The sequence below is a fragment of the Pseudomonas sp. Pseusp18 genome (assembly GCF_059506005.1).
Genome location: NZ_CP169240.1, coordinates 5,388,255 through 5,406,868, shown reverse-complemented (window position 1 = coordinate 5,406,868; position 18,614 = coordinate 5,388,255). Strand labels below are relative to the sequence as shown.

Genomic DNA, 18,614 nt, shown 5'->3' with positions numbered 1-18,614 from the left:
GAGGATCTCTATGTCCCTGCGCTTCGCGCTGCTTGTGCTGTTGGCCAGCCTGTGTGCTGGTTGTGTCCTGTCGGGCGATTTCAATCCGATGAAGACCAGCAAGGGCCGTGATGAAGCGCGTGCCGCCTACGTGCAGCTGGGCCTGGGGTACTTGCAGCAGGGCATGACCGAGCGCGCCAAGGTCCCGCTGAAGAAGGCGTTGGAACTGGATGACTCGGATGCTGACGCCAACGCGGCGTTGGGGCTGGTGTTCCAGGCCGAGATGGAGCCGGAACTGGCCGATCAGCATTTTCGCAAGGCACTGTCTTCCCGTCCCGCCGATGCGCGAATCCTGAACAACTACGGCAGTTTTCTGTTCGAAGAAAAACGTTACAAAGAGGCGTACGAGCGCTTTGAACAGGCCGCCGCCGATACTCTGTATCCTGAGCGTTCGCGGGTTTTCGAGAACCTCGGCATGACCGCTTCAAAGCTGGGCCAGCGTGACCTGGCTCGCCAGCAACTGGAAAAAGCCCTGCGTTTGAACCGCCAACAGCCACGTGCCTTGCTGGAAATGGCTGAGTTGTCATTCGAAGACAGGCATTATGTGCCCGCGCGTGACTATTACGATCGTTTTAGCCTGCTCACCGAGCAAAATGCACGTAGTCTATTGCTCGGCGTTCGACTGGCAAAAGTGTTTGAAGATCGCGACAAGGCCGCCAGTTATGGCCTGCAATTAAAACGACTCTATCCCGGTACGCCGGAATATCAGCAATACCTGTCGGAGCAATGATGAAAGCGGCGCATCCCGAAGTTGTAGCAGCGAATCGCGTTAACCCCGGTGAGACTTTGCGCCAGGCCCGCGAAAGCAATGGCTGGTCGCTGGCCGAAGTGGCCCTCAAGCTCAACCTCACCGTCAATTCCCTGAGTAATCTGGAAGCCGGCGCTTTTGACAAGCTGCCTGGCCACACCTTTGCTCGTGGCTATATTCGCGCGTACGCCAAATTGCTGGGCATGGACCAGGCTGTTCTGGTTCAGCAGTTCGACCAATCCACCGGCACCGACTCCCAGGGCAGCAACGTCCACAGCCTGGGGCGTATCGAAGAGCCGGTTCGGGTTTCCCACACCATTTTGCGAATTGTCAGTCTGCTGTTGCTGATCGCGGTGATTGGTGGTGGTTTTGTCTGGTGGCAGGATCAAACTTCATTGCGCACCAAGGACCTGGTCAGCCTGGCTCCGGAACACGTTGAAGTCGAAGGCGCCGATGGCACCACCCAGATCCATCCGCTGGACGAGCCGGAAGACCAGGCGGTTGCGCAAGGTGAGTCTGAAGGTGAAACGCCTCTGGCGTTGCCGCAGGCTGAGGAGCCTGTCAACGCTGAAGCAAGCGCGCCGGCGCCAACACCCGCTCCAGCAGCCCCGGTAGCAACACCTGCGGCTCCGGCCCACAATACTGCTCCGGTTGTCGCGACACCGGCAGCGCCAGCCCCGGCTGTAGCCGCTGTACCGGCAGCGGTTGCGCCGACAGTTCCTGCTCCAGCTTCTGCGCCGGCAGCAGCTCCGGTTGCGGGTCAGGGCCAGGTTCAACTGCAATTCACCGCCGATTGCTGGACGCAAGTGACCGACGGCACGGGTAAAGTGCTGTTGAGTGGTCTCAAGCGTAAAGGCGATAGTGTTTCCGTCAGCGGCAAGCCGCCCTTTGCCGTGCGTCTGGGCTTCGCCCGTGGCGCGCAGGTCAGCTACAACGGGCAGGTGGTTGATGTCGCTCCGTTCACCAGTGGCGAGACTGCTCGCCTGAAGTTAGGTCAATAAGTCATGCACGGCGAATCTCCAATCAAGCGTCGCGAATCCCGGAAAATCTGGGTCGGTAACGTGCCTGTTGGCGGCGATGCGCCCATCGCTGTGCAGAGCATGACCAACAGCGATACCAATGACGTGGCCGCCACCGTGGCCCAGATCAATCGTCTGGAAGCCGCTGGCGTCGATATCGTTCGGGTTTCGGTGCCGGACATGGACGCCGCCGAAGCCTTCGGCAAGATCAAGCAACTGGTCAAGGTGCCGTTGGTGGCTGACATCCACTTCGACTACAGGATCGCTCTGCGCGTAGCCGAACTGGGTGTCGATTGCCTGCGCATCAACCCGGGCAACATCGGTCGTGAAGACCGCGTACGTGCGGTGGTCGATGCCGCCCGTGATCGCGGGATTCCAATCCGTATCGGCGTGAACGCCGGTTCCCTGGAAAAAGACCTGCAAAAGAAATATGGCGAGCCGACTCCGGCCGCGCTGGTCGAGTCCGCCCTGCGTCACGTCGAACACCTCGAACGCCTGAATTTCCAGGATTTCAAGGTCAGCGTAAAAGCCTCCGACGTGTTCATGGCTGTTGAAGCCTACCGTTTGCTGGCCAAGGAAATCGTCCAGCCGTTGCACCTGGGCATCACCGAAGCCGGTGGTTTGCGTTCAGGCACAGTGAAATCCGCCGTGGGCCTCGGTATGCTGCTCGCCGAAGGGATTGGCGATACTATTCGCATCTCGTTGGCGGCCGACCCGGTCGAGGAAGTGAAAGTCGGCTACGACATTCTCAAATCCCTGCACCTGCGTTCCCGTGGCATCAACTTCATCGCCTGCCCGAGTTGCTCGCGGCAGAACTTCGATGTGGTCAAAACCATGAACGAGCTGGAAGGGCGCCTCGAAGACTTGCTGGTGCCGCTGGATGTCGCGGTAATCGGTTGCGTGGTCAACGGGCCGGGCGAAGCCAAGGAAGCCCATATCGGCTTGACCGGCGGCACGCCAAACCTGATTTACATCGACGGCAAGCCGTCGCAGAAACTGACGAATGACAATCTGGTGGATGAGCTTGAACGCTTGATCCGCCAGAAAGCGGCCGAAAAGGTCGAAGCCGACGCAGCTGTAATCGCTCGCGGCTGAGCCTGACTAAAGAGCCGAACGAATTTAAGGATTTAAAGTGAGCAAGTCTCTGCAAGCCATTCGTGGCATGAACGACATCCTGCCCGAACAGACTCCCCTGTGGCGTCATTTCGAGGGCACCGTTTCGCGTTTGCTGGATAACTACGGTTACAAGCAGATCCGCATGCCGATCGTCGAGTTCACCGAGCTGTTCAAGCGCTCCATCGGTGAAGTGACCGACATCGTCGAAAAAGAGATGTACACCTTCGAAGACCGCAACGGCGATTCCCTGACCCTGCGCCCTGAAGGCACAGCGGCCTGCGTGCGTGCGGTGCTCGAACACGGTATTACCGGCGGCGGCCAGGTGCAGAAGCTCTGGTACATCGGCCCGATGTTCCGCCACGAACGTCCGCAGAAAGGCCGTTATCGCCAGTTCCACCAGATTGGTTGTGAAGTCTTCAACCTCGACGGTCCGGACATCGACGCCGAGTTGATCGTGCTGACCTGGCGCCTGTGGGGCGAGCTGGGTATCCGCGATGCGGTCAAGCTCGAACTCAACAGCCTGGGCACTGCCGAATCCCGTGGTCGTTATCGCGAAGCACTGGTCGAGTACCTGACCGCTCGCCTGGATCAACTGGACGAAGACAGCCAGCGCCGTCTGAAGACCAACCCGCTGCGGGTCCTGGATACCAAGAACGCCGACACTCAAGCGGTGCTGGCCGACGCGCCGAAAATGGCCGACTACCTCGACGAAGAATCCCGCGTGCACTTCGAGGGCCTCAAGGCTCGCCTGGACGCCGCCGGCATTCCTTATGTGATCAACCCGAAGCTGGTTCGCGGGCTGGATTACTACAGCAAGACCGTATTCGAATGGGTCACCGACCAATTGGGCGCCCAGGGCACGGTATGTGCCGGTGGTCGTTACGACGGTCTGGTGGAGCAGATGGGCGGCAAGCCGACCCCGGGCGTCGGTTTCGCCATGGGCATCGAGCGTCTGGTGCTGCTGCTTGAAACCCTGGAGCAGATCCCCGAAGAGATCTCCCGTCAGGTCGACGTCTACCTCTGCGCCTTCGGTGAAGCCGCCGAGCTGGCCGGTCTGACCCTGAGCGAGCGTGTTCGTGATCAACTGCCCAACCTGCGCCTGCAAATCAATGCCGGGGGCGGCAGCTTCAAAAGCCAGTTCAAGAAAGCCGACAAGAGCGGTGCGCTGTACGCATTGATCCTCGGTGACGACGAAATGGCCCAGCAAGTGGTAGGTTTCAAACCCCTGCGTGGCCAGGGCGAACAACAAAGCATTGCCTGGGATGCGCTTGCTGCACACCTGGCCACCTGCGTCGTGCAGGGTTGAAGCTGTCAAACAGCCGATTTAGCGATTAAGGAGTATTGGGGTGTCGAGTACCGAAGACGAACATGTGGCGGAGTTGAAGGAGTGGTGGACACGCAACGGCAAGCCCCTGGTTACCGGCGGTCTGTTGGCGCTGGTCATCGTGTTCGGCTGGCAGGCCTTTCACAAGTATCAGAGCAATCAGTCGCAAGGCGCCTCGATTCTCTACCAGCAATTGCTGGAAACCACGCTGACGCCTGACGGCAAGCCTGATGCTGCACGTGTTTCGGAACTGGCCGGCAAGCTCAACAGCGAGTTCGGCGGCACTGCTTACGCGCAATACGGCAGCCTGTTCGTGGCGAAAGTTGCGGTCGACAGCGGCAAGCTGGACGACGCAGCCAGCGAGCTGAAAGCCATTGTCGACAAACCGGCCAACCCGGCACTGGGTGAAATCGCCCGTCAGCGCCTGGCGCAGGTGCTGGCCGCGCAGAACAAGGTCGATGAAGCCCTGAAACTGCTCGAAGGCGATGCCGACAAGGCCTTCCTGGCCACTCGCGAAGAACTCAAGGGCGACTTGCTGGTGCAACTGGGTCGTACCGACGAAGCGAACGCTGCGTATCAAAAAGCCAAGGCGGCACTGTCGGATGAAGCGGCGGTAGGTGGCCTACAAATCAAGCTGGACGACCTGGCCAAAGGGGATGCGTGACGTGATCCGTTGGAAACATGCAGCATTGCTGGCTCTGGCCATTCTGGCCGCGGGTTGCAGCAGCAACAGCAAAAAAGAGTTGCCACCGGCCGAGCTGACCGACTTCAAAGAAGAAGTGGTTCTGCACAAGCAGTGGAGTCGTTCGATCGGTAACGGTCAGGGCGAAACCTACAACATGCTGGTTCCGGCGATCGATGGCGATACCATCTATGCCGCCGACGTCACCGGTGTGGTGATGGCGATGGATCGCAGCAATGGCGACGTCAAGTGGAAGAAAGATCTCGAACTGCCTGTCTCCGGCGCCGTTGGCGTGGGTTACGGTCTGGTCATGATCGGCACGCTCAAGGGTGAAATCGTTGCCCTGGATGCCAGCAGCGGTGAAGAGAAATGGCGCGCTCGCGTGACCAGCGAAGTTCTCGCACCACCGGCCACCAACGGTGACGTTGTTGTGGTTCAGACCCAGGATGACCGTCTGATCGGTCTGGATGCCTCTACCGGCAACCAGCGCTGGTTGTATGACAGCACGCCAGCGGTCCTGACCCTGCGCGGCACCAGCGCACCGATCGTCACCAACCGCCTCGCGGTGGCTGGCCTGTCGACCGGTAAAGTGGTTGCTCTTGATGTGTCCAACGGCGTGCCGGTTTGGGAACAGCGTGTAGCGATTCCACAGGGTCGTTCGGAGCTGGAGCGTGTGGTCGATATCGACGGTGGCTTGCTGCTGTCCGGCGGTACACTGTATGTCGCCAGCTACCAGGGTCGCGTCGCGGCGCTGGACCTGGAAAGCGGTCGTCAGCTCTGGCAGCGTGATGCTTCCAGCTATGCCGGCGTCGCCCAGGGTTTTGGCAGCGTCTACGTGAGCCTGTCTTCGGGCACTGTTGAAGGTGTCGACGAACGTTCCACCACTGCGTTGTGGAGCAACGATTCGCTGGCCCGCCGTCAACTGTCGGCTCCGGAAGTGTTCTCCAGCTACGTTGCAGTCGGTGACCTGGAAGGTTACCTGCACCTGCTGAGTCAGGTGGACGGTCGTTTCGTCGGCCGCGAGCGCATCGACAGCGACGGCCTGCGTGCCCGTCCGCTGGTGGTGGGTGACACGATTTATGTGTATGGCAACAGCGGCAAACTGGAAGCCCTGACCATCAAGTAAAGACTATGCTTGGGGTTTAACCCCCAAGCGGCCTTGTTCTGCAAGGCTCGCAGCGCTTTCAAGCGCTGCCCCGAGCACCAGCCGCTGCCTCGCAGCGGCTTTTGTATTTTCTGAAATAACGAAGTGGAGAGCCGCATGGTTCCCGTAATCGCCCTGGTGGGCCGACCGAACGTCGGCAAGTCCACCTTGTTCAACCGCCTGACCAGGACTCGCGACGCCATCGTCGGCGACTTGTCCGGTCTGACCCGTGATCGCCAATACGGTGAGGCCAAGTGGCAAGGGCGTTCCTACATTCTGGTCGACACTGGCGGTATCTCCGGTGACGAGCACGGTATGGACGAAAAAATGGCCGAGCAGTCGCTGCTGGCCATTGAAGAAGCGGATGTCGTTCTGTTCCTGGTAGATGCCAAGGCCGGTTTTACCGCCGCCGACCAGATGATCGCCGAGCACTTGCGCAAGCGTAACAAGCGTTCCTACGTGGTCGCCAACAAGGTCGACAACATCGACCCTGAAATGGCCCGCGCCGAATTCGCCCCGTTGGGCATGGGCCACGCGATCCCGATCGCCGGTGCCCATGGTCGTGGCATCACCCAGATGCTGGAAATCGCCCTGAGCGACTTCCCGAAAGACGAGGAAGAACCGCAAGAAGGCGAAGAGGAAGAGATCGTTGCCGAAGGTGAGGAAGCCAAGCGCATTCCTGGCCCAAGCGAAAAAGACGGTATCAAGATCGCCATCATCGGCCGTCCGAACGTCGGCAAGTCGACCCTGGTCAACCGCATGCTCGGTGAAGACCGGGTGATCGTGTATGACCAACCTGGTACCACCCGCGACAGTATCTACATCCCGTTCGAGCGTAACGACGAGAAGTACACGCTGATCGACACCGCTGGTGTGCGCAAGCGCGGCAAGATCCACGAAGAAGTCGAAAAGTTCTCCGTGGTCAAAACCCTGCAGGCGATCAAAGACGCCAACGTGGTGATCTTCGTGATGGACGCCCGCGAAGGCGTGGTGGACCACGACCTCAACCTGCTGGGCTTTGCCCTTGAAGCCGGTCGTGCGCTGGTTATCGCGATCAACAAGTGGGACGGCATGACGCCGAGCGAGCGCGACTTCGTGAAGGTTGAGCTGCAACGTCGGCTGTTCTTCGTCGACTTCGCCGACATTCACTTCATCTCGGCCCTGCACGGCACTGGCGTAGGCAATCTCTACGCGTCGGTACAGAACTCGTTCAAGTCCGCGGTCACCCGCTGGCCGACCAACCGCCTGACCCAGATTCTGGAAGATGCTGTCGGCGAGCACGCGCCACCGATGGTCAACAACCGCCGGATCAAGCTGCGTTATGCCCACTTGGGTGGTGCGAACCCGCCGATCATCGTGATCCACGGTAACCAGATCGAGAAGGTGCCGAAGTCTTACGTCCGTTACCTGGAAAACACTTACCGTCGTGTGCTCAAGCTGGTCGGTACGCCGATCCGCATCGAGTTCAAGGGCGGCGAGAACCCGTACGAAGGCAACAAGAACTCGCTCACCGACCGTCAGGTCAACAAGAAGCGTCGTTTGATGTCGCACCATAAGAAGGCTGACAAGAAGCGCCGCGACAAGCGCTGATTCAAGGCTCGCCCACGCCGCTGGTGTGGGCGCATTTGTGGCGAGGGGGCTTGCCCCCGTTCGGCTGCGAAGCAGTCGCAAATCGATCAATGTGTTTTATCAGGAACACCTCGATTACAGGTTTTGGGGCCGCTTCGCGACCCAACGCGGGCAAGCCCGCTCGCCACAGGTATTGCGGTGAACATTAGAAGAAGGGTGCCGGTTGGCGCCCTTTTTTTGTGGGCGTCGTTTGGGCTATCCTCGGGCTCTCCCGTGCCGCCGTTAGAGCCGGGTGTAGCCCAGGGAATCACCGATGATCACCAGTAAGCTGCCGAATGTCGGCATCACTATCTTCACGCAGATGTCTCAGCTCGCGGCGCAAACCGGGGCGATCAACCTGTCCCAGGGTTTTCCCGATTTCGACGGCCCGCAGGCCCTGCGCGATGCGGTCGGTCGGCATATCGCCAGTGGCCACAATCAATATTCGCCGATGACCGGTTTGCCGGCGTTGCGTCAACAGATCGCGGCGAAGATCGCTCGCAGCTACGGCGCGCATGTTGATGCCGACAGCGAAGTGACGGTCACCCCTGGCGCCACCCAGGCGATCTTCTGCGCGATTCAGGCGGTAATCCACAGCGGCGATGAAGTGATCGTGTTCGATCCGTGCTACGACAGCTACGAGCCCTCGGTCGAGCTGGCCGGTGGTCGCTGTGTGCATGTGCAACTCGGCCTGAAGGACTTCGCCATCGACTTCCAGAAGCTCGCCGAAGCCCTGAGCCCGCGCACGCGGATGATCATCCTCAATACCCCGCACAACCCAAGCGGTGCGCTGATCAGCCGCGCCGAGCTGGATCAGTTGGCGGCGTTGATTCGCGACCGCGACATCTATGTGATCAGCGACGAAGTCTACGAACACCTGGTGTTCGACGGTGTGTCTCACGCCAGCGTATTGGCCCATGAAGAGCTGTATCAGCGCGCTTTCGTGGTCAGTTCGTTCGGCAAGACGTACCACGTCACCGGTTGGAAAACCGGCTATGTCGTGGCGCCGCCGGCCCTTAGCGCGGAGCTGCGCAAGGTGCACCAGTACGTCAGTTTCTGCGGCGTGACGCCGTTGCAGTACGCGTTGGCCGATTACATGGCCGAGCACCCGGAACACGTCGAAGAACTGCCGGGCTTCTATCAGGCCAAGCGCGATCTGTTCTGCGATCTGCTGACGCCGTCGCGCTTCAGTTTTACCCGCGTGGCCGGTACTTATTTCCAGTTGGTCGATTACTCGCAGATTCGCCCGGACCTCAATGACGTCGAGATGGCGCTGTGGATGACCCGCGAGCATGGCGTCGCGAGCATTCCGATTTCGGTCTTCTATCAGACTCCACCCGAAGGCCAGCGCCTGGTGCGTCTGTGCTTTGCCAAGCGCGAGGAGACCCTGCGTGAAGCAGCGGCAAAACTATGCGTGATCTGAGTACTCTGCCCAATCTGAATCTTGCGCTGATCCAGACCACCCTGGCCTGGCACGATCGTCAGGCCAATCTGGAGCATTTCGAGCCGTTGCTGGAACAGGCTCGTGGCGCGGACCTGATCATCCTGCCGGAGATGTTCACCACCGGTTTCTCCATGGAATCGGAAACCCTCGCCGAGCCGGAAAATGGCCCCACCAGTAAATGGATGCGGGCTCAGGCGGCGAAGCTGGGCGCGGTGGTGACCGGCAGCATCATCGTCCAGGCGGCTGACGGCAGCCATCGCAACCGTCTGCTGTGGGCACGGCCGGACGGGGAGGTGTGGCACTACGACAAACGCCATCTGTTCCGCATGGCGGGCGAGAACAACCACTACACCCCGGGCGAGCGTCAGGTGCAGTTCGAATTGAAGGGCTGGCGAGTGCGGCCGCTGATTTGCTACGACCTGCGCTTCCCGGTCTGGAGTCGCGATTCGCAAGACACGGACTTGCTGCTGTACACCGCCAACTGGCCGGGAGCACGGCGTCAGCACTGGAACCGATTGCTGCCGGCACGGGCGATCGAAAACCTCTGCTATGTGGCGGCGGTGAACCGTATCGGTACCGATGGCAAAGGCTTTGCGTATACCGGTGACAGTCAGGTCCTGGATTTCCAGGGAGAAACGTTGCTCGGTGCAGGCGATGCCGATGGCGTATTCAAGGTCGTGCTCGACGCGGCAGAACTGGCGGCATATCGCACACGGTTCCCGGCGAATCTGGATGCGGATACCTTCGAGTTCACCTGAAATTCGGGTGCTCCCGAAAAGATCGCAGCCTGCGGCAGCTCCTACAGGGATCGATGTTCGCCGAAATATCGCGGATAAACACCGATCCTGTAGGAGCTGCCGCAGGCTGCGATCTTTTGATCTTCCAATAGCACAAAAAAGGCCCCGAGGTTCTCACCCCGGGGCCTTTTGCATTGCAGCGAAGCTTACGCCGCTTTCGCTTCCGGCTGGCTCAGGGAGCGGTTCAGTGCGCTGAACAGAGCCTTGAAGCTGGCAGTGGTGATGTTTTCATCGATGCCGACGCCATGCACCGCACGCTCACCATTCACCCGCAGTTCAATGTAGGCCGCGGCCTTGGCATTGGTGCCCGCGCCGATGGCGTGTTCGTTGTAGTCCATGATTTCCACCGGGATCGGCAGACCGGCCACCAGCGCTTCCAGGGCACCGTTGCCCTTGCCGCGCCAGTGCAGGTTGGTTTCGCCCTGGCCTTTGCTGGAAACTTCGACCTCCACGGCGCTGTGACCGTTTTCTTCCTGCAAGCGATGGCTGACCAGCGCGTACGGGGTGTTGGCCTGCAAGTACTCGCTGTGCAGCAGCGCGTGGATCTGCTGGGCTGTCATCTCCAGGCCCAGGCGATCGGTTTCACGCTGCACGACCTGGCTGAACTCGATCTGCATGCGACGCGGCAAGCTGATGCCGTATTCCTGTTCCAGCAGGTAAGCGATACCGCCCTTGCCCGACTGGCTGTTGACGCGAATCACCGCCTCGTAGCTGCGGCCGATGTCGGCCGGGTCGATCGGCAGGTACGGCACTTCCCACAGGGCGTCCGGCTGCTGCTGGGCGAAGCCCTTGCGGATCGCATCCTGGTGCGAGCCGGAGAACGCGGTGTGAACCAGGTCGCCGACGTACGGGTGACGTGGGTGCACCGCAATCTGGTTGCACTCTTCGACGACTTTGCGCACGCCGTCGATGTCGGAGAAGTCCAGCTCAGGATCGACGCCCTGGGTGTAGAGGTTCAATGCCACGGTGACGAGATCGACGTTACCGGTACGCTCGCCGTTACCGAACAGGCAGCCTTCGACACGGTCGGCGCCGGCCATCAGGCCCAACTCGGTGGCGGCCACGCCGGTGCCACGGTCGTTGTGGGTGTGCAGGCTGATGATCACGCTGTCACGACGGTTGATGTGACGACCGAACCATTCGATCTGGTCGGCATAGATGTTCGGGGTCGCGCATTCGACGGTGGCGGGCAGGTTGAGGATCACCTTGTGCTCAGGCGTCGGGTTCCACACCTCGATCACCGCGTCGCAGACTTCCTTGGCGAATTCCAGTTCGGTGGCGCTGAAGGTTTCTGGCGAGTATTCGAAGGTCCACTCGGTGTCCGGCTGCTGGGCTGCATATTTGACGAACAGCTTGGCGGCGTTCACGGCGATGGCCTTGATCCCGTCCTTGTCCTGGTTGAAGACAATGCGGCGGAAGGAAGGGGAGGTCGCGTTATACAGGTGAACGATGGCCTTCTTGGCACCGCGCAGGGATTCAAAGGTACGCGCGATCAAGTCTTCACGGCCCTGGGTCAGCACCTGAATGGTGGTGTCGTCCGGGATGTGGCCGCCTTCGATCAGGGTACGCACGAAGTCGAAGTCGGTTTGCGAAGCAGCCGGGAACGAGGCTTCGATTTCTTTCACACCGACTTGCACCAGGGTCTTCCAGAAACGCAGCTTCTTGACCGCGTCCATAGGCTCGATCAGCGACTGGTTGCCGTCACGAAGGTCCGAGCTGCACCAGATCGGCGCTGCGGTAATGGTCTTCGATGGCCAGGTGCGATCCGGGATGTCGATGGTCGGGAACGCACGGTATTTCGAAGACGGGTCTTTGAGCATGCTCATTGGAAAATCCTTATTGTGTGGGCCGAAAAAAGGCGGCCTGCCGGTGGATCAAATGTTCTGGTAAAGCATCAGACGAGGCACCGCGATTCAGCCTGGCAGTCGTGCACTGACGAGGCACAGGCTGCGGTGCTGGCGGAGCTGAATGAGGGTGTGAGAGGTTTTCATGCCTTCAACCCTAACCGCGGGGGGAAAGGATGGCAAGCAGTCGAAAAACTTTGAGAGGAATCCTCGAAAAGCAGGATTTTGCGAGATTTTATTGCTCGTAGGAAGCTGGATCGTTTTGTTGTTTGCGCAGTGTCTCAGCCATGCGCAATCGATAGAAGAGGGGTTGAGTGGGTTGGGAGTGTTCGGTTTATCTGCGGGTTTCGGTGATGCTCAGGCCGCCTTCGCGGGCTTGCCCGCGAAGAGACCATCAGCCTCAACCACTGCTTATGGCTGAAACGCACCAATGAAAATCGCCGGGTCCACCCGCGCATCGTTCAAGCTGACGTTCCAGTGCATGTGCGGACCGGTCGCGCGGCCAGTTGAGCCGACTTTCCCGACCACGTCACCACGCGCCAGTTGCTGGCCGACTTTCACGTCGATCTTCGACATGTGGCAGAACATGCTGATAAAGCCCTGGCCGTGGTCGACGAACACCGTGTTGCCGTTGAAGAAGTAGTTACCGATCAGGATCACCTTACCGGCGGCCGGGGTTTTGATCGGCGTGCCGGCGGGCACTGCAAAGTCGAGGCCCGCGTGGGGATTGCGCTCTTCGCCATTGAAAAAACGGCGCACGCCGAACTTGCTCGACAGCGGCCCATCGACTGGTTTGTCCAGCAGCAGGTTGCTCGGGGTATTCGGGCTGAAGCTGCGGTAGGCACGGATCTGCTCGGCCAACTCGCCTTCGATGCGCTTGAGATTTTCCGGGTTCGGATTGACCTGTTGCGTATTCTTCAGGGTGATGTGCTGTTCCGGGTATTTCTTGTTGCCGACGGTGAAGCTCAGGTTGCGGCCACCGCTGCTAAGCGACTGGCTGCCCGGTTTGACCGTCAGCGGCACGCCGACGATGGCCAGCCAGTTGTTCTGCTCCTTGACCACCAATACGGGTTTGCCTTGATAACTGGCTTTCGGTGCTTGGGCGGAGCTGCCCAGATCCACCACTGCCACGCCACCCGGCACCGGTTTGTTCAACAGGCGGGTGATGTAACTGTCGGCGTGGGCGTTGAAGGTCAGGCACAGCAACAGCAGCGGAGCGAAAAAACGCGGCATGGATCAATCCAGTAAAGAAAGGGTGACAGGCGTCAGGTGATTGTCTTCGACCCGCACTTGCAGTTCGCCGTCGCCGAGTTTGGCTTTCAGGCGCTGGCCGGTTTGGGTTTGCGCGGCGCTGCGGATCGCGTTGCCGCGCTCGTCCAGCAGAATGCTGTAGCCACGAGCGAGGGTCGCCAACGGGCTGACCACATGCAGCGTCTGCATCTGACTTTGCAGTTGCAGGCGACGGGATTTAAGCCCTTCGCGCATGGCCCGGGGCAGGCGCTCGGCGAGGCTGTCGAGGCGCTGGCGAAGCATCGCCAGTTGCCGCCCCGGATGCTGCCCGGCGAGGCGGGTTTCCAAGCGGATCAAGCGTTCGCGACGGGTGTTGAGGCTGCGTTCGAAGGCGCGGCGCAGGCGCATGTCCAGATCATCCAGGCGTTGCGCTTGCTGACGCAGGCGTTCACCGGGATGGCGCAAGCGGCGAGAGATGCCTTCCAGACGCAGCCGATCGCGCATCAAGCGGTCACGCATGCGCATCACCAGTCGTCGATGCAGGCTTTCGACTCGACGCACCAGATCGCTGGAGTCAGGCGCCAGCAGTTCGGCGGCGGCGGACGGCGTCGGCGCGCGAACGTCGGCGACGAAGTCACTGATCGATACGTCGGTTTCATGGCCGACGGCGCTGACAATCGGCGTCACGCAGGCGTCCACGGCGCGGGCCACGGCTTCTTCGTTGAAACACCAAAGGTCTTCCAGCGAGCCGCCGCCACGGGCCAGGATCAACGCATCGAAACCACGGGCATCCGCCAGTTTCAGCGCACGGACAATTTGCGCAGTGGCTTCGCGACCTTGTACGGCGGTAGGGATCAGCGTCAGTTGCACCTGCGGCGCACGGCGGCGGAACACACTGATGATGTCGCGGATCACCGCACCGGTGGGTGAACTGATGATGCCGATGCGTTGCGGGTGCGCCGGCAATGGCACTTTGCGCTCGGCACTGAACAGGCCTTCGGCGCTGAGTTTTTCCTTCAAAGCATCGAAGGCCAGGCGCAGGGCGCCATCACCAGCCGGCTCCACGGTGTCGAGAATCAGTTGGTAGTCACCACGGCCTTCAAACAGCGAAACCTTGCCACGAACCTTGACCGCCAGGCCGTCCTTCAGCGCCTGGCGAACCCGCGCGGCGTTCTGCCGGAACAGTGCGCAACGCACCTGGGCGCCGCTGTCCTTAAGGGTGAAATACACATGGCCGGACGCCGGGCGGGCGAGGTTGGAGATTTCGCCTTCGACCCAGATGTTGCTGAACACGTCTTCGAGCAACACCCGCGCGCGGCCGTTGAGCTGGCTGACGGTCAGGACTTCCCGGTCCAGGCCGAGTCTTGCAAAGGGATCTTTAATCATGGGGCGCATGATAAAGGCAATCTCCTGCGCAATGCACGATCCCCCTGTTGACCGAGTACATCGGTGATCGAGCGGATGCACGCAAGTCCCGTAGGAGCTGGCGCAGCCTGCGATCTTTTGATCTTCAGCAATTCCAGTTCCGCCGCAAATCAAGATCAAAAGATCGCAGCCTTCGGCAGCTCCTACGCCGATCGGGTGAAGTGTTCGATGAATTGCTGAACCAGCGTCGTGGGACTCTGCCGGCAGGCGAGGGCGACGGTGCTGTGGCAATCCGGATCGGCCAAGGGGAGAAAATGGATGTCCGGTGGCGCGATGTCCTGCATCGATTCCGGTAACAGCGCGATGCCGAACCCGGCCTGGATCAATTGCAGTTGCGTGGTTTTGCGCGACACCACCCGCGCCGCCTTGGGAAAGAACCCTTGGCGCATGCACAACTCGGCAGATAGATAGCTCAGGCCGCCACGCTGTGGATGAGGGATGGAAATAAACGCTTCATCCTTCAACTGTGCCAGATCGATGCCGTGCGTGGACTTATCCACCGCCAGCCGATGATTCGGCGGCACCGCCAGCAACAGACGCTCGCTGTACAGCGGAACAATCTGCACCCCTTCACGCTGACGCAGCACCGGCAGGCGCAACAGACCCACATCAAGGCGACCTTCGGCCAATTCTTCCAGTTGCGCTTCGGAGGACAGCTTGACGATGTCCATCGACACACCGGCATGCTGATCCAGATAAACACTGATACCGCGCAGCAGTCGACCGCTCATCGGCACGGTGCTGGAATGGCTCAGGCGCAAAACGCCCAGTTGACCGCTGCCCACTTGAGTAGCCATCTCGCTGGCCTTGGTCAGTTCGTTCAGCAGGTTTCTGGCCCGAGGCAAAAAGGCTTCACCCGCTGCCGTCAGGCGGGGCTGGCGGGCGGTTCGTTCGAACAGCGGCGTTTGCAGGCGGGTTTCCATGTCCTTGATCTGCCGGCTCAAGGCTGACTGAGCAATAAACAGCCGTTCGGCCGCTGCGCTGAAGCTGCCGCTCTCGGCGATTTCCACGAAGTAACGCAATTGGCGGATTGAAAGCACCAGGTATGCCTTTTTGAGATGGGTGATCAATTTTGAAGATATTAGTCGCAACGCCCGGCGCTGGCTAAAGTCATCACAGGAATAAAAGGAAGCCGTGTCGATGAATGTGCTGGAGTTGTTGAGCCAATGGCCGTGGGGTGCGGTGGATTGGTTGGTGATCGGATTGGGTGTTGCCCTGGCCTATATCGTGTTCGGCATTGCTGGTTTTGGCACTGCGCTGGTGGCGGGGCCGATTCTGATTCTGTTCATGCCACTGTCGAAAATCGTGCCGCTGCTGGTGCTGCTGGATTTCGTCGCCGCGTTCGGCAATCTGCTGCCCTCGCGCCGAGATGTAGAGCGCTCCGAATTGCTGCGACTGCTGCCGTGTATGGCGGTGGGTTGCACGTTGGGGGTGATTTTTCTGCTGAACCTGAAATCCGATGTATTGCTGCTGTTGATGGGGCTGTTTATCAGCGCCTATGCGATTTACAGCCTGTGGATTAAAACCCGTCCGAGGCAATTGTCCGTGGGTTGGGCGGTGCCGATGGGCACGGTGGGCGGGATGTTCGGGGCGCTGTTTGGCAGCGGCGGCTTTCTATATGCGATCTATTTGAACAGTCGCTTACCCAAGGACGAGGCCCGAGCCACCCAGAGTGCGCTGATCAGTTGCAGCACCGTGGTGCGTTTGAGCCTGTTTGCCGTCGCCGGTGTGTATGCCGAGCTACCCTTGTTGGTATTGGCGCTGTGTTTGTTGCCGGCGATGGCGCTGGGGCTGTGGATCGGTCGGCGGTTGATCATGAAGTTGTCCCGTGAGGCCTTCGTGCGGCTGGTGACCTGGCTGGTGCTGGCCAGCGGGATTGCCTTGATCGGGCGTTATTTGAGTACTTGACCGGATTTCGTCAGGGATTAAGCTGCCGGCCGCCCTGACAATCGGCGCACCGCAGCAACATCCATTTGACGCAGTAGGCTTGCACCATGAATTCGCAAAGCATCATTGTCCCGAAAATCTCCACACTGCCGGTACACGAACCCCGGGCCCGGGCGGTCGTGCGGTGGCTGGTGCGCAAGAACATCATTAAAGAAGAGCTGACCACCTGTGGCCGCACCGGCAATCACATGGCCCACGCCATCGCCGACGGCGCCCGCTCCGTGGTCCTGCACCCTGAAGCGCTGCCGTTTGGCGAGTCGATCAATGGCCTGGAGATCATCACCAAGCGTTGCATCTACACGCCGGCCAAGGGCTTCCTCGAAGAAGCCGGCTGCGCCGAGTGCCGCAAGGAAATCGGCGAAGCGCTGTTCGAAAGCCTGGAAGACTGGATGCCGGGGCGCACCGATAACTTCACCTGCCCTGAATGCGGGCATGAAGACGACATCAACGGCTTTCTGTTTTTGCAGGAATGCGGCTTTTCCAACCTGGGGTTCATCTTCAACAATTGGCTCGAGGCCGGGTTCAAGCAGGACTTTATCGATGAGTTTGCCGATTGGCTGGATCAGCCCGTGAGTTGGGTCAAAGTCGAGCTCTAAATGCCGGCGTCGGTCCCCTACGGGGGACAATGTTTCTCCGTATGTCAGTAATGCCAATAATAGACAGAGTTTTACATTGAACCCGAGGGGGTGTCTGACTATAATGGCGCGCTTCCATTTTCCCGCTCGGGAGCCCCCGCGATGCTGCGTATCAGCCAAGAAGCTCTGACATTCGACGACATTCTCCTAGTGCCCGGTTATTCCGAGGTGCTTCCTAACGAAGTCAGTCTCAAGACCCGCCTTACCCGTGGCATCGAGCTGAATATTCCACTGGTTTCCGCCGCTATGGACACCGTTACTGAAGCCCGTCTGGCAATCGCCATGGCTCAGGAAGGTGGCATCGGCATCATCCACAAGAACATGACCATCGAGCAGCAAGCTGCTGAAGTGCGCAAGGTCAAGAAGTTCGAAGCCGGCGTCGTCAAGGACCCGATCACCATCGAGGCTGATGCCACGGTTCGTGATCTGTTCGAACTGACCCGCCTGCACAACATCTCCGGCGTTCCGGTACTGCACGATGGCGATCTGGTCGGCATCGTCACTTCCCGTGACGTGCGCTTCGAAAACCGTCTGGACATCAGTGTCCGTGAAGTGATGACGCCCAAAGAGCGTCTGGTCACGGTCAAGGAAGGCGCCAACAAGAACGATGTGCGTGAATTGCTGCACAAGCACCGCATTGAGCGCGTGCTGATCGTCGACGACAAATTCGCCCTCAAAGGCATGATGACCGTCAACGACATCGAAAAAGCCAAGGCTTACCCGCTGGCCAGCAAGGACGATCAAGGTCGTCTGCGCGTTGGCGCTGCAGTCGGTACCGGTAAAGACACCGGTGACCGCGTAGCCGCCCTGGTCAACGCCGGCGTGGACGTGGTGGTGGTCGACACTGCCCACGGCCACTCCAAAGGCGTGATCGACCGCGTTCGCTGGGTCAAGCAGAACTTCCCTGAAGTGCAGGTCATCGGCGGCAATATCGCCACCGGCGCTGCCGCCAAGGCCCTGGCCGAAGCTGGCGCTGACGCAGTCAAGGTCGGTATCGGCCCAGGCTCGATCTGCACCACCCGTATCGTCGCCGGTGTCGGCGTCCCGCAAATCAGTGCCATCGCCAACGTCGCCGCCGCCCTTGAAGGCACAGGCGTTCCGTTGATCGCCGACGGCGGCATCCGTTTCTCCGGTGACCTGTCCAAGGCCATCGTAGCCGGTGCCTCCTGCGTGATGATGGGCTCGATGTTCGCCGGTACCGAAGAAGCGCCGGGCGAGATTGAACTGTTCCAGGGCCGTTCGTACAAGGCTTATCGCGGCATGGGTTCGCTGGGCGCCATGTCCCAGGCTCAAGGTTCCTCCGACCGTTACTTCCAGGACTCCTCCGCGGGTGCCGAGAAGCTGGTTCCGGAAGGCATCGAAGGGCGTGTTCCTTACAAGGGCACCCTGAGCGCCATCATCCATCAACTGATGGGCGGCCTGCGTTCCTCGATGGGTTACACCGGCAGCGCCGACATCGAAGAAATGCGCACCAAGCCTGAGTTCGTGCGGATCACCGGCGCTGGCATGGCCGAGTCCCACGTTCACGACGTACAGATCACCAAAGAAGCGCCAAACTACCGCGTAGGTTGAGGCTTCAAGCAAATCGTTAAGCAACCGGGGCTGTTCTATT

The 18,614-nt window shown here is 60.1% G+C and carries 16 protein-coding genes; 12 read left to right on the top strand and 4 right to left on the bottom strand.

Annotated features, from left to right (window positions below; translation table 11 throughout):
* Positions 1-10 precede the first annotated feature (10 nt).
* The 9 genes from pilW to ACEN9A_RS24220 all read left to right on the top strand — a co-directional run bounded on the left by pilW (position 11) and on the right by ACEN9A_RS24220 (position 9,882).
* Positions 11-769 carry a type IV pilus biogenesis/stability protein PilW gene (pilW, locus tag ACEN9A_RS24260; protein WP_018927064.1) on the top strand — a complete coding sequence of 253 codons (759 nt, stop codon included), beginning with the start codon at positions 11-13 and terminating at the stop codon, positions 767-769.
* A complete protein-coding gene (locus ACEN9A_RS24255) occupies positions 769-1,788 on the top strand; it encodes a RodZ domain-containing protein (RefSeq protein ID WP_258671080.1) in 1,020 nt (339 codons plus the stop codon). Before pilW ends, ACEN9A_RS24255 begins: the two co-directional genes overlap by 1 nt.
* 3 nt (positions 1,789-1,791) lie before the next feature.
* On the top strand, positions 1,792-2,901 hold the full coding sequence (gene ispG / locus ACEN9A_RS24250; protein ID WP_003185136.1) for a flavodoxin-dependent (E)-4-hydroxy-3-methylbut-2-enyl-diphosphate synthase: 1,110 nt from the start codon (positions 1,792-1,794) through the stop codon (positions 2,899-2,901).
* 37 nt (positions 2,902-2,938) lie between these two features.
* Positions 2,939-4,228, top strand: coding sequence for a histidine--tRNA ligase (gene hisS / locus ACEN9A_RS24245; protein ID WP_018927062.1), 1,290 nt, complete (start codon positions 2,939-2,941; stop codon positions 4,226-4,228).
* Positions 4,229-4,268: 40 nt separating this feature from the next.
* Positions 4,269-4,910, top strand: a complete 642-nt coding sequence (locus ACEN9A_RS24240; RefSeq protein ID WP_019647771.1) for a tetratricopeptide repeat protein — start codon at positions 4,269-4,271, stop codon at positions 4,908-4,910.
* Positions 4,903-6,054, top strand: coding sequence for an outer membrane protein assembly factor BamB (gene bamB, locus ACEN9A_RS24235; RefSeq protein ID WP_019581056.1), 1,152 nt, complete (start codon positions 4,903-4,905; stop codon positions 6,052-6,054). The genes ACEN9A_RS24240 and bamB overlap by 8 nt, the downstream gene beginning before the upstream one ends.
* A 135-nt stretch (positions 6,055-6,189) precedes the next feature.
* Positions 6,190-7,662: a ribosome biogenesis GTPase Der gene (gene der, locus ACEN9A_RS24230; RefSeq protein WP_018927059.1), complete on the top strand. Its 1,473-nt coding sequence runs from the start codon at positions 6,190-6,192 to the stop codon at positions 7,660-7,662.
* Between the two features lie 292 nt (positions 7,663-7,954).
* Positions 7,955-9,103 carry a pyridoxal phosphate-dependent aminotransferase gene (locus ACEN9A_RS24225; RefSeq protein ID WP_019581055.1) on the top strand — a complete coding sequence of 383 codons (1,149 nt, stop codon included), beginning with the start codon at positions 7,955-7,957 and terminating at the stop codon, positions 9,101-9,103.
* Positions 9,091-9,882 carry an amidohydrolase gene (locus ACEN9A_RS24220; RefSeq protein WP_258671079.1) on the top strand — a complete coding sequence of 264 codons (792 nt, stop codon included), beginning with the start codon at positions 9,091-9,093 and terminating at the stop codon, positions 9,880-9,882. The genes ACEN9A_RS24225 and ACEN9A_RS24220 overlap by 13 nt, the downstream gene beginning before the upstream one ends.
* A 185-nt stretch (positions 9,883-10,067) precedes the next feature.
* On the opposite strand, the gene leuA is transcribed toward ACEN9A_RS24220, so the two are convergent.
* From leuA to ACEN9A_RS24200, 4 genes are all read right to left on the bottom strand, one after another.
* On the bottom strand, positions 10,068-11,747 hold the full coding sequence (gene leuA / locus ACEN9A_RS24215) for a 2-isopropylmalate synthase (RefSeq protein WP_258671078.1): 1,680 nt from the start codon (positions 11,745-11,747) through the stop codon (positions 10,068-10,070).
* A 429-nt stretch (positions 11,748-12,176) separates the two neighbouring features.
* Positions 12,177-12,998, bottom strand: a complete 822-nt coding sequence (locus tag ACEN9A_RS24210; RefSeq protein ID WP_258671077.1) for a peptidoglycan DD-metalloendopeptidase family protein — start codon at positions 12,996-12,998, stop codon at positions 12,177-12,179.
* Between the two features lie 3 nt (positions 12,999-13,001).
* Entirely contained in the window at positions 13,002-14,381 is a 1,380-nt protein-coding gene (gene xseA / locus ACEN9A_RS24205; protein ID WP_026345670.1) for an exodeoxyribonuclease VII large subunit, read from the bottom strand.
* 182 nt (positions 14,382-14,563) lie between these two features.
* Positions 14,564-15,460, bottom strand: coding sequence for a LysR family transcriptional regulator (locus tag ACEN9A_RS24200; protein WP_258671076.1), 897 nt, complete (start codon positions 15,458-15,460; stop codon positions 14,564-14,566).
* Between the two features lie 100 nt (positions 15,461-15,560).
* Here ACEN9A_RS24200 and ACEN9A_RS24195 point away from each other — a divergent pair, with 100 nt between their 5' ends.
* From ACEN9A_RS24195 to guaB, 3 genes are all read left to right on the top strand, one after another.
* On the top strand, positions 15,561-16,328 hold the full coding sequence (locus ACEN9A_RS24195; protein WP_258671075.1) for a sulfite exporter TauE/SafE family protein: 768 nt from the start codon (positions 15,561-15,563) through the stop codon (positions 16,326-16,328).
* A gap of 86 nt (positions 16,329-16,414) precedes the next feature.
* Positions 16,415-16,963 carry a sugar ABC transporter ATPase gene (locus ACEN9A_RS24190; protein WP_258671074.1) on the top strand — a complete coding sequence of 183 codons (549 nt, stop codon included), beginning with the start codon at positions 16,415-16,417 and terminating at the stop codon, positions 16,961-16,963.
* 141 nt (positions 16,964-17,104) lie between these two features.
* Positions 17,105-18,574: an IMP dehydrogenase gene (gene guaB, locus ACEN9A_RS24185; RefSeq protein WP_007940455.1), complete on the top strand. Its 1,470-nt coding sequence runs from the start codon at positions 17,105-17,107 to the stop codon at positions 18,572-18,574.
* The last annotated feature ends 40 nt before the right edge of the window (positions 18,575-18,614 follow it).

Coding starts and splice junctions, on each gene's coding strand:
- ACEN9A_RS24225 (WP_019581055.1), top strand. CDS start 7,955: ATGATCACCAGTAAGCTGCCGAATGTCGGCATCACTATCTTCACGCAG.
- der (WP_018927059.1), top strand. CDS start 6,190: ATGGTTCCCGTAATCGCCCTGGTGGGCCGACCGAACGTCGGCAAGTCC.
- ACEN9A_RS24210 (WP_258671077.1), bottom strand. CDS start 12,998: ATGCCGCGTTTTTTCGCTCCGCTGCTGTTGCTGTGCCTGACCTTCAAC.
- leuA (WP_258671078.1), bottom strand. CDS start 11,747: ATGAGCATGCTCAAAGACCCGTCTTCGAAATACCGTGCGTTCCCGACC.
- xseA (WP_026345670.1), bottom strand. CDS start 14,381: ATGATTAAAGATCCCTTTGCAAGACTCGGCCTGGACCGGGAAGTCCTG.
- ACEN9A_RS24255 (WP_258671080.1), top strand. CDS start 769: ATGAAAGCGGCGCATCCCGAAGTTGTAGCAGCGAATCGCGTTAACCCC.
- bamB (WP_019581056.1), top strand. CDS start 4,903: ATGCGTGACGTGATCCGTTGGAAACATGCAGCATTGCTGGCTCTGGCC.
- guaB (WP_007940455.1), top strand. CDS start 17,105: ATGCTGCGTATCAGCCAAGAAGCTCTGACATTCGACGACATTCTCCTA.
- ACEN9A_RS24220 (WP_258671079.1), top strand. CDS start 9,091: ATGCGTGATCTGAGTACTCTGCCCAATCTGAATCTTGCGCTGATCCAG.
- pilW (WP_018927064.1), top strand. CDS start 11: ATGTCCCTGCGCTTCGCGCTGCTTGTGCTGTTGGCCAGCCTGTGTGCT.
- ispG (WP_003185136.1), top strand. CDS start 1,792: ATGCACGGCGAATCTCCAATCAAGCGTCGCGAATCCCGGAAAATCTGG.
- ACEN9A_RS24190 (WP_258671074.1), top strand. CDS start 16,415: ATGAATTCGCAAAGCATCATTGTCCCGAAAATCTCCACACTGCCGGTA.
- ACEN9A_RS24195 (WP_258671075.1), top strand. CDS start 15,561: ATGAATGTGCTGGAGTTGTTGAGCCAATGGCCGTGGGGTGCGGTGGAT.